A 13,818-nucleotide genomic window follows, 5' to 3' on the forward strand; every position below is an offset into this window, starting at 1 on the left:
CAGGCGTTCGAATCCAGCTGACAGCGGCACCGGCCTTTTGAGATTGAATCGCCGCGTTCGGTGTAGGTTGATTTTTTTTGATGGTTTCGAGGGGTACGAAGGAGGGATCAAGCAAGACTACAAACCTTCACAGACAAATACCACTTCATGGGAAACCGCACCGAACAGTCCGTGCAAGTCGGCAACGCAATACAAACAATTCTTGCTAGGCAGATTGCGGAGGCGATATTGCCGACTTCTGGCTGATCGAGACCGGTCTTGGGACGAAATGTAGTTTCAGAAATACTGCCCACAAGCCCAAGAAAAACAGCACTTAGCAGCTTGTATGTTTATCTGAAGAAGCCGCTAGTCGGATCGCGCGTCACCTCGAGATTGGAGAAAGCCCTGGAAATCATTTCGTCATCACGGGAGAATAGTTTTACACTTACTCCACCTTCAGAAAACATCTCCAATGCAACACTGAAGTGCCTTCCAAACTTTATGTCATCCAAGTCTGGCGCGTAAGTTCGAAGCTCACCAATTCCTGACTGAATAATGGCTCTCGCGCAATCAGCACACGGGAAGCTGTTGCAGTACATCCTGCAATTCGTTGTGGATACGCCAGCGCGCAGCATATTGTAGAGTGCGTTTCGCTCCGCATGTTCGAACCAAAGGTACTTTTCACCATCATTGCGCGAATGTCGCGAAGTGTGCTCTGCGCTCACACCTCTTGGTAGTCCGTTGTAGCCGGTCGACCTGACCTCATTAGCATCACCTACGACGATGCACCCCACCCGTCGGCTTCGATCTTCGCTCCAAGAAGCAACAAGGTCAGCCATTGCAAAGAACCGGGCATCCCATCTATCACAGTTAGAAATTTTCATGCTTCAGCAACCTTGGGGAGATGGATACGTGTTTATCACAGGCACACAGATAACCGAACGAGCCCTGTTAGCCAATGCTGACGCAGAAAGCATCCAAGGTGGATGCTACTATCTCAGGATTCACTCCATCATCCCTACGGGTGACGAAGCAAAGACTTACGATCCAACCGAACCAAAGACCTTTCACACCTTGGAACCTGGCGGCCTCGCTTGGGTGATCTCGGAAGAAAAGTTTCAAATTGAAGAGACGTCTGTAACGGCGTTGGTTACGCTCCGCAGTGGGTTTACAAAGCAAGGCATGCTTGCACTCGATGTGGGGCTGGTTGATGCGAATTTCTTTGGCCCAATCGGCAGCCTGGTAATCAACTTCTCGAAGAAACCAATTCGTTTGAATGCCGGCGAGAAATTTTTCAGGGTTCTCTTCTTTGAGCATCACAAGGCTGTCGAAAAGCAGATCCCACCCAAGACAGAGTATGATCACGTCGAGTACTCCAGAAAAATTCTGTCGGATATGGTTGGCGGCTTCTCGGGAACATTCCTTCAAACAGCGGAAATGGAAGAACGGATAGAGAAGAACCTGAAAAGCGGTTTGGTGGAAAAGCTGGAGCCAGACATTTTAGACAGCTTAGCGTCTCGCTTCTTTAAGAAGCACTGGAGCAAAATAATACTTGCCCTATTGTTCGTTTGGGGCGTCGGCTCAGCCTTCGGGGTTGGAAAATACTTCCATACAGATGAACAAATTCAGGAAATGATCAGAGAATACCATCGTGAACTGGATGAGAGCGGCTCTTAACCTGTTGTTTCTCGAAAGCTCTCTACTTCGAAGTTTCCGAGCGCAATCATAACAATAGCGCATTGCTTGTCCGCCAGCATCTTGCCTGGGATCGCCGCACGGGCGTCCTGGTCACCATTTTCTCGCGAAGACAGAAGGCCTCATTCTCGCGCCCAATTTTGTGCTTCTCCCCAGAACGCAGCGCCGACCTTTCTCACTTCGAGTTCAGCCGCGACGTTTATCTCGAGCGCCTTGTCCGCGCGAGAGTCTCTCGCCCGCTCAATGGTCAGATCCGGCGAACTAAATTACGTTTGAACTCCACTGGATAGCGCAATTCGCGATCTTCGAGCCCCTTCTTTGGGGCGAGAAAATTACCTTTTCGTCTGCAAATCCGCGGTTCGTTACTTGCCCGCGAAGCGAAGGTCAGGATTTCGGACTGCGACCGCAGTATCCGAACCTTGCCTAGAGTAACCGCGATGGACCGATGCGCGTCATTCGAGTTTTCTATCAAGGGTCACCAAGCGCCACCAAGCCGGTATCGGACAGAGTCGTATACTCGGCCCAGATCCATACAGTTCAACTAGCTGTGACCAGCCAAACAGGAGTGTCGAGTTACCAACTAAAACGAGGGGATTTCGATCCGGCGATATTCCCGTTCGGCCTCTCGCCAATGTTGATCCAGCCATTCTGCGAGACGTAGAGCTTCGACATAGCGGCCGGTTGCCTGCAGCCAAGACGCGGCATCTCTCAACGATATTACGACTCGGTTATTCGAGATGCGGGTCGCTGGCGGTCCCTTGCCTCTCGAACGGGACATCCGGAGCGTGTTTGGCTTGATGCCGGTTACGCGGCAAAACTCGTGTGCGTAGACTGTACCGTCATATCGGATCATCTGGGTCAGTGTCGGCTGGTCCAATGACATGTCGTTATCACCATGCACACGCCCCCTCGCAGGCGAGGGTGGGATAGTTGAATCGAGATTTGATTAATCGGAATGAGATCATGCGCTGTCTTCCCCAATACCTCCCAAGTTCACAATCACTGGCGAGATACCCGCTGCACGGTTCCGGGCTCGCAGTTCCTCAAGTTTTCTTTTCATTCGCAAGCGACGAAGTAGCCCTTGGGTTTTCTCATACTGCTGAAATCTACAATGAACTTTGAGCGGGCGTTCGAGCATTTTGCGCCTTCGGGACATCAGCCAGCCTCCACTGAAACTGGAAACCGGATCAAATCGCCGCCGCCTCCGTCGGTTGTTTGGCCATTCGCAAACTTGGCGAGCCCCTGAGCTATACCGCTGTACAGCCGGTGCAGGCGTAGCCCACCGGTCGCGGGGTCAGGGTGCATGACTCCTGTGCGTATGAGTTCGGCTAGGGCGACGGTGCCAACTGCGCGTCGCAGACCAGCGTGATCTACGGCGTCCTCGATGATCATCTCCTGTTTACCGCTTGTCGAAGTCAATGCGATCATGCCCATCAGTAATGACTGAGCCTCTGGTGATAGTCCTGCCAGTTCACGCGCTGCGGCTTCGAGGCTGATCGGTACGCGTACTTCGATTGTCATCATCCCGCTCCTTTGTCTCGCCTACTAGCGCTGTGTCGGCGGAGAGCCGGGTTGATCACAGGCGTACCGTCCGCGCAAATCTGGATCGTGTTACCTGAGGTTTCGACAGCCTTAAGCAATGCGTCGTACTTTCGTTTAAGTTTGCGTTCCCGGCGTTCGGCGGCTTCCTTGTCTTCGAGGACTCCAATCCATGCTTGGACGAGCTTTTTCGAGATCTGCCGTTCAACGGCTAGGTCGTTCTGAACGCGCTGTGGTCCACTCTGCTGGTTTCTTGCCGACGCACGTCGCGTTCCCGACGCTGTTCCATCCGAAGTTTCGCATCGCTTCGGTCGATCACCGCTTGGAAAACGCAACCTGCTGATCATGACTGCCGTTGAACCAACCAACCTGAGCGGCGCCTGCATCCCGTGGCTGACGCTGACCATCAATCTAGACGGATGCTCGCGACGGATCAGGCCGACCAACTCGCATTCCAGTAGACCTTTCTCGATGAATTGAGGTGTTGGCGGCATATCGAAGAAGCCGTCGAGCAAGTCTTGCAGGTACTGCTCGCCGTCCGTTGTCCACTCCGTCCCACCGTAGAGAGCGTTGCGCCGCATCGCATCGATGAATGCTGTCCGATCAGGGATAAGCGCTTCGACAAGTCCATTTGACGAGCCGTCGACCGGCGACACGCAACTGTTCGCCACCTCGCACGGCTCGAGCGGCAATCGCGACCCATTCTCCAATTCGATCATGATCACATGCTGGTCATCAAAACGGATGTCCGGTCTTCCATCCTCGTCAATGAATGGCTCTGATGCTGGAAAATGCCGTTTACCCGCGAACCTGAGTAATAGGAGGATCGAGATCCAGGCGGCTGACAACGCGTCTCCAACGACACAGGACCGAATGCCACAGAGAAGCAGTGACGCTTCGCTCATTGTCTTGGGACCTTGATTGACCTTGCCTAGCTGCTCATGTCGAACCAGCAAATCGTACTGGTCGAGCGCAGCGATGCTAAGGCCTACAGGCACTGACACTCGGGTTCTAGGTGTAGTCGCAGCTGCTACGAAGGCATCAAACTCGAGACCATCAGACGGCATACAATCATCAGGTGAGAGGGATGGCAGCTGGCACATTAGTTCCTTTTCACTATGACCTTGGCTTCCACACAGATCTCCTTTGAGTTGTCGGTCTTCGTCGGCCTTGAAGTTTGCAGCCAAGCCGACGAGCTGTCGTTTGCCTTCAGTCATCTCACACAATCCCCCAAGACCGCCTTACGGTGCGCTCGGCGTACTCACGAGGATCGCGGCGCTCCTGTGCCTTCGGGCTGAATTCGGCAAGGACGCGGATGGCTTCATCGATGTTGGCGCCCTCTGTACGGAGCCACTTCGCAACGTGCCAGTCCATTGTGGACCGATCCTTCCCCGGCACGGCGGCCCACATGCCTGATACGTGAAAGAGTGCCATTTCCGCCTTTTTATCTCCGTCTTCGCTGATGGATAGATCTGGCAGCATGTCATTCGGAAGCAGGCCTGCTGGACACCCAAAATCCGTCTCACATGCTGTGACGCTGCGCATACGGGGAGAGTTAAGCCACGCGGCCTTCTCCTCGGCGAGCCGCATCGTGGCTTCCTCAACGGTTTGATGGCAGACCCTCCTCATGGGTTGATTGCGAAGAAGTGGTCCATTGCGAATACCAACCACCCGCCAAGAACCGTCAGCTCGTTGATGCTCAGGTTTGCGATTGGTGTAGCCGGGTAGCCGACCGAATCTTCCTGCTCCAACCGCGCACTTGTCCCCGCCGTAGCGGAAAGTCAGCATGCGTTGTGCAGAACCGGACAGATCCTCGTCAATCGGAATACGGCCGCTCGCCAGACTTATCCACGCTTGGTAGTTCGAGGCCGAAGTCTGGGTCAAAAGCGATATCCTTAGCCCATCCATGATCATGGAATGCCAGAGGTCATCGTCGGCATTGTCGATGTCGATCACGACGTGCGGGCCGACTGGGCGCCAGAAGATGTCGAACCCAAGTCTGTTCATCAAACCTAGCCATTTGAGCGTTTTTCGATTCAGCAGCTGGCCGGTTGTAAAAGTGCGGCTTTGAGTGGCTGGGGCTCGTGACTCTGTGCCGTCGGCCATCTCGCCGAACACGACCGACCTAGGCCTTCTTGTGGGTCGCCTGATGAGGATACTGTGCCGTATCGCCGGCAAAGAGTAGAGCGCAGTGGGCACCAAGTAGGCGAACGGTGGCTTTCCGGAATTGCTGGGCCTAGACACTTGGAGCCTCGCCGTCTTCCGAGTTCTTCAAGTCGTCGTCGCAAACGCCAAGCATAACGGCAGCTTCCCACGCGCTTTCGGTCTCGCATGAGTAGATCCACATGACTGCGCGGCCGACTTCCACGTCGGAATCATGCGCAACAAGTCTATCCGCGCTTTCCAAATGAGACTCCAAATACTCAATCGAGCATTCAACTTCGGCGTCAATCCGTTCAAGCTCAAATCGGGAAAGCTGCGCGTTGGTAAACCGCGTTAATGCCTCAAGCTGAAAAAGTTCATGCCCGCGTTTCCTGTGTAGCGCAACAGCGCGATACCAACGCGATTGGATATCTCGGGGCATTTTGAGGAAGTCTTCAAGCGCCGGCAGACCTTTGGGATTGGGGCACCCCCAATTCGGTTCGCCATCGCCGCCGCCATCACCGTTTTCGGGGGGAGGTGGCATCTGACCGGAATCGCGCGACTTGACGTTAGTCTTCATTGAATCTGCCCTTTCGTGGTCTGGGGCCGATGCTAGTGGTCAGGTTCGCATTACTTACACGGGTTAGCGACAAGCACGGGACGAGAGCCAACGATCCAGTTCGGACCTCCTGTAGCGGAAGACCCTAGCGTTGATCCGTAACGCCGGAGGCCCGTCGTTTTGGCGTCTCATTCTACCAAGAGTGCGCAAGCTCATGCCCAACATACGAGCGGCTTCGGCACTACTCAGATAGGGCTCTACTTCATTGCGATCCATTGACCTACTTCATCGAAAAAATTGTGATTTCCTCGGCGTGACGATGGTGCTGTCAGAGCAGTTTGCAGGTCTTAACCGGTATGGAGATCGTACCCGATCGTATCAGTACGGTCAACTTGAATTTCATTTTAAGATATATAAAACAAGGTGTTGTGGGTCATTGCCGCGCTTAGTTCTGCAGCAATTGACAATGTCCCACTTAGCTCAACTCTCCCGCCAAGCCGAAGGCACGGGGCGTGTGCTGACACCGCACATCATGTTATCGGTCATTCGTTTGCGTGTAGCTTGGCGACAATGTCGGAAGCCCGTAGTCGTGCGTATCGTTCGAGCAGCACGCCTGCATCGCGATGGCCCGTCAGCATTTGCACTTCAGCTACTGACCAGCCTGCGAGGAGTTTGTCCGTCGCAGCCTGCGCTCGCAGATCATGCAATCTGACGTCTTTGACACCCGCCCGTGCGCGCAGACGTTGCCACGCCATTCGGACGGAGTTTGCACTCAGTGGAAACACACGCGCTTCAGTGTTCGGCAGAGCACGCAATACTTCGACGGCTGTGGGCGACAACGGAACCAGTCGTGAACGCCCGTTCTTGGATCGGGGAAGAAACACCGTGAATGCATCGAATTCGACATGCTTCCACTTCATCGAAAGGAGCTCACCGCGCCGCATCGCAGTCTCTCTTGCTAGAACCAGCATTGGCTTCACGTAGGGGTTGAGGCACTCGCCAGCCGCCCGAAGCAATCTATGCCATTCGTCTTCAGTCAATCTGCGATCGCGTTGTTCCTTGATCCTTGGCCGTTTCGTGTGCCGGACCGGGTTCGTGTCCCTCCCGACATCGCCAAGTACTCGGTCGATCGCTGTTTGCATCAACGATAATTCGCGAACCACTGTAGACGGCTTTGCATCTTGTAGACGCATGTCGCGCCAAGTTGACACGTCTTCCACACCCAGTGCTTCGATCCGCGATTTGGCCATCTTGGAGCGTGCCAACGCCTCAAGTCGCCAGCGTTCCCCCGGCATTTCATTAGCTAGGCGGCGGAGTGCATCTGCAAGGGTAAGCACCCGCAGCGCATCTGCCTGCTTGCTTGCAGGTGTCGGCAAGGCTCCCCCGATTGCGTCAGCCTGCGCTTCGACGGCGCTTCCCCACTTCATCGCATCCACGCGTCTTTCGAATGACTTGCTTGCCGTACGGCCCTCACGTCGGACGATGCACTGCCACTTGTTTCCACGCTTCCTGATCGTTGCCATTCCTGTCGCTCCGTAAGAGGGGCAACGCGGTGCTGCGAGTGACGAGAGAGTGACAGACACGTGCACGGCGGTTCGTGCTAATGCGAGCAACTGCAGAAGATGCGTTATACATCAAGCAGTTGATCTGGTCGGAGTGAGAGGATTCGAACCTCCGACCCCTGCCTCCCGAAGACAGTGCTCTACCAGGCTGAGCTACACTCCGACCGTGGCGGGTGATCTATACCTCGCGATTTGGATGTGCAAGAGGATTTCTGAGATTGATATAGGGTGAAGCACGGGGGCAGAATGGCGACCGTTGCAACAAGTCCAAGTGGGGATTTGGACCGTATCTCACTTCAGTGGTTCAGTGCGATAGAGCCGAATTTTGGTTCCGCCATGATTGACGACCGGACCGGGCGGGAGCAAAGGCAGGCGCGTTGCGCGGGCAAGTCCAGGTGTCGTGGTGACAATGCCCACACGCCAGCCGTGAAAACGGTTGGCGAGTACCTTGCCAAGGCTACTATATAGGGAGCGCAAGCGCTTTTCGTCACCGATGCGGGCCCCGTAAGGGGGGTTCACGATGATCAGCCCCGTCGGCCCGGCGGGAGATTTGATGTCACTGACCGAACGGTGCTGAAACTGGGTGATCTGATCCACTTTGGCCTGCATTGCATTCGAACGCGACGCTTCAATTGCGCCCTCATTCCGATCGGAACCAAAGAATTTCAACTCGGTTTCGTGCGTTTGAGTCCGCTTGCGCAACTCGTGCCAAGCATCGTGGTCAAAGCTGGCAAAGTTCTCGAAAGCGAATCTACGCGATCTTCCCGGCATCAGACCAAGCGCTATCTCAGCTGCCTCAATTACAAACGTGCCCGAGCCGCACATCGGGTCCAAGACCGGCTCAGATCCGTCATAACCACATTCGCGCAGGAACATAGCTGCCATGGTCTCCCGCATCGGAGCCTTAGCAATGGCGGGTTTATGGCCGCGTTTGTGTAATGGCTCACCGGAGCTGTCCAGCGACAGAGTGCAAATATCTTTTTCGATCCGAAGAAGCACGCGAACGGTGGCATCAGATGAGACCGGCGCGCCAAGTGTCTCAGAAATGGCGCGTTCAATACGTTGGCGGGCCGCCCTGTCATGATAGATGCGTGATTTACGGCAGGTTGCCTCGACTCTTACCGGAATATCGGATCTCAGGAACTCGGCCCAAGGGAACTTGCGTGCCCGCTTGTCCAACTGCGCCAAATGGACTGCGGGAAAACTGCCCAGTCGCACCAGAACTTTGTTGGCACCCCTCAGCTCAAGATTCGCACGCCAGACTTCACGCCAGCCCCCACGGCAAACAACACCACCTGCGAGCTTTTGCGGACCGCCAAATCCCCGCTCGATCGCTTCCGCATAAAGAGGCGCTTCGAGGCCGGGCGTGGCGATCAAAAAAATCTCGAGATCATCTTCGTCTTTCATTCAGGCTGCTTACACCGGATGAACATTAGGTGCGACATACAAATTGAGGGCAAAAATCCACTCAATGTGAAACTGAATCATAAGAATGTGAATTTCAGGTTCGAAATTGAGCGGTAACAGGTTTGCGTTTGCGTGCATCCCCGCGTAAAGGAGCTTTGATCGGAATTACGCTTGCAGATTCTGGTCGGTTTGTGGTGCTTTTGCGACCGGACTGATCGGAAAAATCGTGATATTTGTTGCCATCATTGTAAGGTGGCAAGCAGCAGGCGCAGGACAGAGGCTTGGAAGAACGTAGCGACATGCAAACTTTCAAACTAAAAAAAGGGTTGGATTTGCCGATTGAAGGCGCGCCCGAGCAAAACATCCAACCGGGGCCTGAGTTTTCCAGTGTTGGCGTTCTGGGGGGGGATTATCTAGGTCTAAAACCCCGCATGTTGGTTCAGGAAGGTGATGATGTTCAGCGCGGTACGCCGCTGTTTTGTCACAAGGACGCGCCAGAGGCGATGATTGTCGCACCGCTGAGTGGGAAAGTTGTTGCCGTTAACCGTGGTGCGCGGCGTGTTCTTCAAAGCGTCGTGATCGAAGTATCCGACGTCAATGATACCGGGGTTGATTTCTCGGGCGTTGGTGATGCGGTCTCAGGCGCTGGTGTCACCGCCAAGCTATGTGCGGCTGGGTTGTGGACTGCTTTCCGCACGCGACCCTATTCAAAGATGCCCGAACCGGGGACGACACCAGCAGCGATTTTTGTCACCGCGATGGACAGCGATCCACTGGCTGCAGATGCTGCCGTGGTAATCGCCGATGCATCAGAGGCATTTACGGCAGGTTTGACCGCAATCTCACATCTGACTGAAGGAAAAACCTATCTTTGCTACAAAGATGGAGAAGCCATCCCAGGTGCTGATCTTCCCGAGGTTGAGGCAGCGGCTTTCTCGGGCCCGCATCCGTCCGGGCTCGCCGGGACACATATTCACTTTCTAGAGCCTTTAGCCGCTGACAAGCAGGTATGGACAATTGGCTATCAAGACGTGATTGCCATCGGACGCCTAGTGCAATCCGGTCACCTTGATCCGAATGTTGTGATCGCACTGGCCGGACCGGGTGCGCGGCAACCACGTTTGATCCGTACGGTCATGGGCGCCTCAACTGACGATCTGATCCGTGATGAGGTCAATGTCGATGGAGCCGCTCGGATCATATCGGGTTCAATCCTGTCAGGACGTCATGCTGAAGGCCCGACTGCGTATCTCGGTCGTTTTGCACGTCAGATCACCATCATCCGCGAAGATCCCGACCAGATCACTATGGGTTGGATTCTCCCCATGCCGTCGAAATTTGCCGTTCAGCCAGTCCTGGGGTCTGCTTTTGCCAATAAACTCTATGCCTTTACCAGCAATTTGAATGGCGGACGACGCGCCATGGTTCCGACCGGCACGTTTGAAGAGCTGATGCCACAGGATTACCTGCCGACACAGCTATTACGTGCTCTGTTGGTAATGGATACCGACACTGCTCAAGCTCTGGGCGCGTTGGAACTGGACGAAGAAGATCTGGGCCTTGTGGGCTTTGCATGCCCGGCGAAATATGAATACGGGTTGGCGCTGCGCGACTGCCTTAGCAAGATTGAAAAGGAGGGCTGAGCCGAATGGGTTTGCGCAGCTTCTTTGATCGGATCGAGCCGAACTTTACCAAAGGCGGCAAGTACGAGAAGTATTTTCCCATCTACGAGATGGTAGAAAGCTTCATCTACACTCCGAAAACCGTAACCTCTGTCGCCCCTCACGCGCGGTCCTATGTGGATATGAAGCGGATCATGACCTATGTCGTGATCGCCACGATCCCCTGCATTCTATGGGGGATGTGGAACACCGGTTATCAGGCGAACTCGGCAATTGCCGCGCTTGGACCTGATGCGGCCACAGGCTGGCGGATCGCCCTTTTGCAGATGTTCGGCATCTCGCTGGACCCGTCCAGTATCTTTGCCAATGTAGCGCACGGGATGCTTTACTTCCTGCCAATCTATATTGTGACGTTGGTTGCTGGCGGTATCTTCGAGGTGATCTTCGCGACAGTGCGGGGCCATGAGGTCAACGAGGGTTTTCTTGTTACTTCTATGCTTTACACGCTTATCATGCCGGCAACGACACCGCTGTGGCAGGTGGCTCTGGGCATCATATTCGGTGTTGTGATCGGCAAAGAAGTTTTTGGCGGGACCGGCAAGAACTTCCTCAACCCCGCGCTTGTGGGCCGTGCGTTCCTATACTTCGCGTATCCGGCTCAGATGTCTGGCGACTCGGTTTGGACACCTGTTGACGGGTTTTCGGGCGCCACTGCCCTGGCTGTTTCTGCAGCCGAGGGGGTTCAGGCTCTGGCCGCCGAAGGCATCACTTGGTCCAGCGCATTCTACGGCACCATCCAAGGAAGTTTCGGTGAGACATCGACACTGGCCTGTATGATCGGCTTGGGCTTCCTGCTTCTGACCAAGATCGCGAACTACCGATTGATCTTAGGATGTCTGGCCGGAACCATCGGCTTTACCCTGCTACTGAACGTGATTGGGTCGGACACCAATCCAATGTTCGCCATGCCCTGGTATTGGCACATCGTACTTGGCGGGTATGCCTTCGGGCTGGCCTTTATGGTCACCGAGCCCGTCTCTGCCAGCCACACCAATGTTGGGCGTTACATCTACGGGGCGCTGATCGGTGTCATGGTTGTGTTGATCCGTGTGGTGAACCCCGCTTTCCCCGAAGGCATGATGCTGGCAATCCTGTTCGGAAACGTCTTTGCACCGCTGATCGACTATTTCGTCGTCCAGGCAAATATCAAACGGAGGGCGCGTCGCCATGTCTGATCCGCAATCCCAAGAACCAAAAGGCGCGATTGCCAAGTTTCTTGCGGCCTCGCCGGATTCTGTTGGCAAGACGATTTTCGTCGCTGTGGCTGTATGCCTGGTTGCGTCGATGGTCGTATCAGCCGCTGCGGTCAGCTTGCGCCCTGTGCAGGAAGCGAACAAGCTGAAGGACAAACAGGTCAATGTTTTGCAAGTCGCGGGTGTTTACGAACCCGGCATAAATGTAACCGAAGCCTTCGCCGCGTTTGAACCGCATGTACTGGACCTTGCGACAGGTGACTTTGTGGACGACCAGTTCGATCCTGCCACGTTTGACGATATCGCTGCTGCCAGTGATCCGGAACTAAGCGTTGCATTGGACGATGACCCGGCCGGGATCGGTCGCAAGGCCAAGTATCGCGTCATCTACCTGCTGCGAGACGATGCAGGCGCTTTGGATAAGGTGATCCTGCCGCTGCATGGCTATGGCCTCTGGTCGACGCTCTACGGTTTTATCGCACTTGAGAATAACGGCAACGATATCTACGGCCTACAGTTCTATCAGCATGGTGAAACCCCGGGTCTAGGTGCCGAGGTGGATAACCCACGCTGGAAAGCGCTGTGGAACGGTAAGAAACTGCGGGACGATGCGGGTGATCTGCAGATCACAGTCGCCAAATCTCAGCCCGCTGCTGGTGCCGATTTTTATGTCGATGCGTTGGCTGGTGCCACGCTGACCTCTGTCGGTGTTGATAACCTGGTAAAATTCTGGATGGGCGATGCGGGCTACGGCCCGTTCCTGGCCAAACTGCAAGCAGGAGATCTATGATGTCCCAGACCAAGAAAGAGCTGTTGGTCGATCCGCTCGTCGACAACAATCCAATCACACTGCAGGTGTTGGGCATCTGTTCCGCACTTGCGGTGACCTCATCGCTACAGGTTGCTTTCGTTATGGCGCTGGCAGTGACCTTTGTGACCGGGTTCGCGTCAATGTTCATCTCCATGTTGCGCAACCAGATTCCGGGATCGATCCGGATCATCGTGCAAATGGTGATCATCGCTTCGCTGGTGATCCTGGTGGATCAGATCCTCAAGGCATATGCCTTCCAGATATCGAAAACCCTGTCAGTTTTTGTTGGCCTGATCATCACAAACTGTATCGTTATGGGGCGGGCCGAAGCGTTTGCCATGAAGAACCCTCCGATGGCTTCGTTCATCGACGGTGTAGGTAACGGCCTCGGCTATGGCCTGATCCTGATGTTGGTTGGTTTCATCCGCGAACTGTTTGGCTCGGGCAGCCTGTTCGGCGTGACGATCCTGCAAACTGTGAATAATGGCGGCTGGTATCTACCGAATGGTTTGCTGTTGCTGCCGCCTTCGGCCTTCTTCGTGATCGGCCTGCTGATCTGGGCTTTCCGGACCTGGAAGCCGAACCAGGTCGAAGAACGTGAATATAAAATCCAGCAGGTAGAGGCGCACTGATGGAAGGGCTTATTTCTCTGGCCGTAAAGGCCATCTTTGTCGAAAACCTCGCGCTCAGCTTCTTTTTGGGGATGTGTACCTTCATCGCCGTATCCAAGAAGATTTCGACCGCACTGGGTTTGGGTATCTCGGTCATGGTCGTGCAAGCGATCACTGTGCCGACCAATAACCTGTTGCTCAGTTATCTGCTGAAACCGGGTGCGCTGGCCTGGGCGGGTTTCCCGGATGTGGACCTGACTTTCCTTGGTCTGATCTCGTATATCGGCGTGATTGCCGCGATGGTGCAAATCCTTGAGATGGTTCTCGATAAGTACTTCCCGCCACTCTACAATGCGCTGGGTATCTTCTTGCCCCTGATTACAGTGAACTGCGCCATCCTTGGCGGCTCGCTGTTCATGGTTGAACGCGACTATAACTTTGCCGAGGCAGCGACTTATGGCCTGTCTTCGGGCTTTGGCTGGGCGCTGGCAATTACCGCTATGGCAGGTGTTCGGGAAAAGCTGAAATATTCGGACATTCCAGATGGCCTGCAGGGGCTGGGCATCACCTTCATCACCGCAGGTCTGATGGCAATGGCCTTCATGTCCTTCTCGGGCGTGAAACTGTAAGGAGGGCGC

General features: G+C 54.7%; 15 protein-coding genes, 1 tRNA gene and 1 pseudogene. 7 read left to right on the forward strand and 10 right to left on the reverse strand.

Annotated elements, in window-relative coordinates; translation table 11 throughout:
* Positions 1-111: 111 nt before the first annotated feature.
* Positions 112-246: pseudogene (locus ACR0MQ_RS09930) on the forward strand (DNA cytosine methyltransferase); the annotation flags it as partial.
* 83 nt (positions 247-329) lie between these two features.
* On the opposite strand, the gene ACR0MQ_RS09935 reads toward ACR0MQ_RS09930, so the two are convergent.
* Positions 330-863: a deoxycytidylate deaminase gene (locus ACR0MQ_RS09935; protein ID WP_480607772.1), complete on the reverse strand. Its 534-nt coding sequence runs from the start codon at positions 861-863 to the stop codon at positions 330-332.
* Between the two features lie 28 nt (positions 864-891).
* On the opposite strand from ACR0MQ_RS09935, the gene ACR0MQ_RS09940 reads away from it, so the two are divergent.
* Complete coding sequence (locus ACR0MQ_RS09940; protein WP_480607776.1) at positions 892-1,656, forward strand: hypothetical protein; 765 nt, start codon at positions 892-894, stop codon at positions 1,654-1,656.
* Positions 1,657-2,254: 598 nt separating this feature from the next.
* On the opposite strand, the gene ACR0MQ_RS09945 is transcribed toward ACR0MQ_RS09940, so the two are convergent.
* The 9 genes from ACR0MQ_RS09945 to ACR0MQ_RS09985 all read right to left on the reverse strand — a co-directional run bounded on the left by ACR0MQ_RS09945 (position 2,255) and on the right by ACR0MQ_RS09985 (position 8,883).
* Positions 2,255-2,557 carry a hypothetical protein gene (locus ACR0MQ_RS09945; RefSeq protein ID WP_480607779.1) on the reverse strand — a complete coding sequence of 101 codons (303 nt, stop codon included), beginning with the start codon at positions 2,555-2,557 and terminating at the stop codon, positions 2,255-2,257.
* Positions 2,558-2,829: 272 nt separating this feature from the next.
* On the reverse strand, positions 2,830-3,195 hold the full coding sequence (locus tag ACR0MQ_RS09950) for a hypothetical protein (protein WP_480607782.1): 366 nt from the start codon (positions 3,193-3,195) through the stop codon (positions 2,830-2,832).
* Positions 3,195-4,280: a hypothetical protein gene (locus tag ACR0MQ_RS09955; protein ID WP_480607785.1), complete on the reverse strand. Its 1,086-nt coding sequence runs from the start codon at positions 4,278-4,280 to the stop codon at positions 3,195-3,197. Before ACR0MQ_RS09955 ends, ACR0MQ_RS09950 begins: the two co-directional genes overlap by 1 nt.
* A gap of 151 nt (positions 4,281-4,431) precedes the next feature.
* Positions 4,432-5,319 (reverse strand): DNA-primase RepB domain-containing protein, encoded by an 888-nt coding sequence (locus tag ACR0MQ_RS09960; protein WP_480607788.1) that lies wholly within the window; start codon positions 5,317-5,319, stop codon positions 4,432-4,434.
* Between the two features lie 130 nt (positions 5,320-5,449).
* Positions 5,450-5,935 (reverse strand): hypothetical protein, encoded by a 486-nt coding sequence (locus ACR0MQ_RS09965; protein WP_480607791.1) that lies wholly within the window; start codon positions 5,933-5,935, stop codon positions 5,450-5,452.
* Between the two features lie 63 nt (positions 5,936-5,998).
* Entirely contained in the window at positions 5,999-6,190 is a 192-nt protein-coding gene (locus tag ACR0MQ_RS09970; RefSeq protein WP_480607794.1) for a helix-turn-helix transcriptional regulator, read from the reverse strand.
* A 266-nt stretch (positions 6,191-6,456) separates the two neighbouring features.
* A complete protein-coding gene (locus ACR0MQ_RS09975) occupies positions 6,457-7,437 on the reverse strand; it encodes a tyrosine-type recombinase/integrase (protein ID WP_480607797.1) in 981 nt (326 codons plus the stop codon).
* 125 nt (positions 7,438-7,562) lie between these two features.
* Positions 7,563-7,639 (reverse strand) — tRNA-Pro (locus tag ACR0MQ_RS09980).
* 128 nt (positions 7,640-7,767) lie between these two features.
* Entirely contained in the window at positions 7,768-8,883 is a 1,116-nt protein-coding gene (locus ACR0MQ_RS09985; RefSeq protein WP_170772347.1) for a THUMP domain-containing protein, read from the reverse strand.
* Positions 8,884-9,182: 299 nt separating this feature from the next.
* On the opposite strand from ACR0MQ_RS09985, the gene ACR0MQ_RS09990 reads away from it, so the two are divergent.
* Genes ACR0MQ_RS09990 through nqrE form a run of 5 tightly spaced genes read left to right on the forward strand, consistent with a single transcriptional unit; the run spans position 9,183 to position 13,809 of the window.
* A complete protein-coding gene (locus tag ACR0MQ_RS09990) occupies positions 9,183-10,526 on the forward strand; it encodes a Na(+)-translocating NADH-quinone reductase subunit A (protein WP_480608147.1) in 1,344 nt (447 codons plus the stop codon).
* 5 nt (positions 10,527-10,531) lie between these two features.
* On the forward strand, positions 10,532-11,740 hold the full coding sequence (locus ACR0MQ_RS09995; protein ID WP_170772349.1) for an NADH:ubiquinone reductase (Na(+)-transporting) subunit B: 1,209 nt from the start codon (positions 10,532-10,534) through the stop codon (positions 11,738-11,740).
* Complete coding sequence (locus ACR0MQ_RS10000) at positions 11,733-12,548, forward strand: Na(+)-translocating NADH-quinone reductase subunit C (RefSeq protein ID WP_170772350.1); 816 nt, start codon at positions 11,733-11,735, stop codon at positions 12,546-12,548. The genes ACR0MQ_RS09995 and ACR0MQ_RS10000 overlap by 8 nt, the downstream gene beginning before the upstream one ends.
* Positions 12,548-13,201 carry an NADH:ubiquinone reductase (Na(+)-transporting) subunit D gene (locus ACR0MQ_RS10005; protein ID WP_170772352.1) on the forward strand — a complete coding sequence of 218 codons (654 nt, stop codon included), beginning with the start codon at positions 12,548-12,550 and terminating at the stop codon, positions 13,199-13,201. Before ACR0MQ_RS10000 ends, ACR0MQ_RS10005 begins: the two co-directional genes overlap by 1 nt.
* Positions 13,201-13,809, forward strand: a complete 609-nt coding sequence (nqrE, locus tag ACR0MQ_RS10010) for an NADH:ubiquinone reductase (Na(+)-transporting) subunit E (RefSeq protein WP_010441340.1) — start codon at positions 13,201-13,203, stop codon at positions 13,807-13,809. The genes ACR0MQ_RS10005 and nqrE overlap by 1 nt, the downstream gene beginning before the upstream one ends.
* Positions 13,810-13,818 lie beyond the last annotated feature (9 nt).

Source organism: Ruegeria sp. AN6 (genome assembly GCF_056540425.1).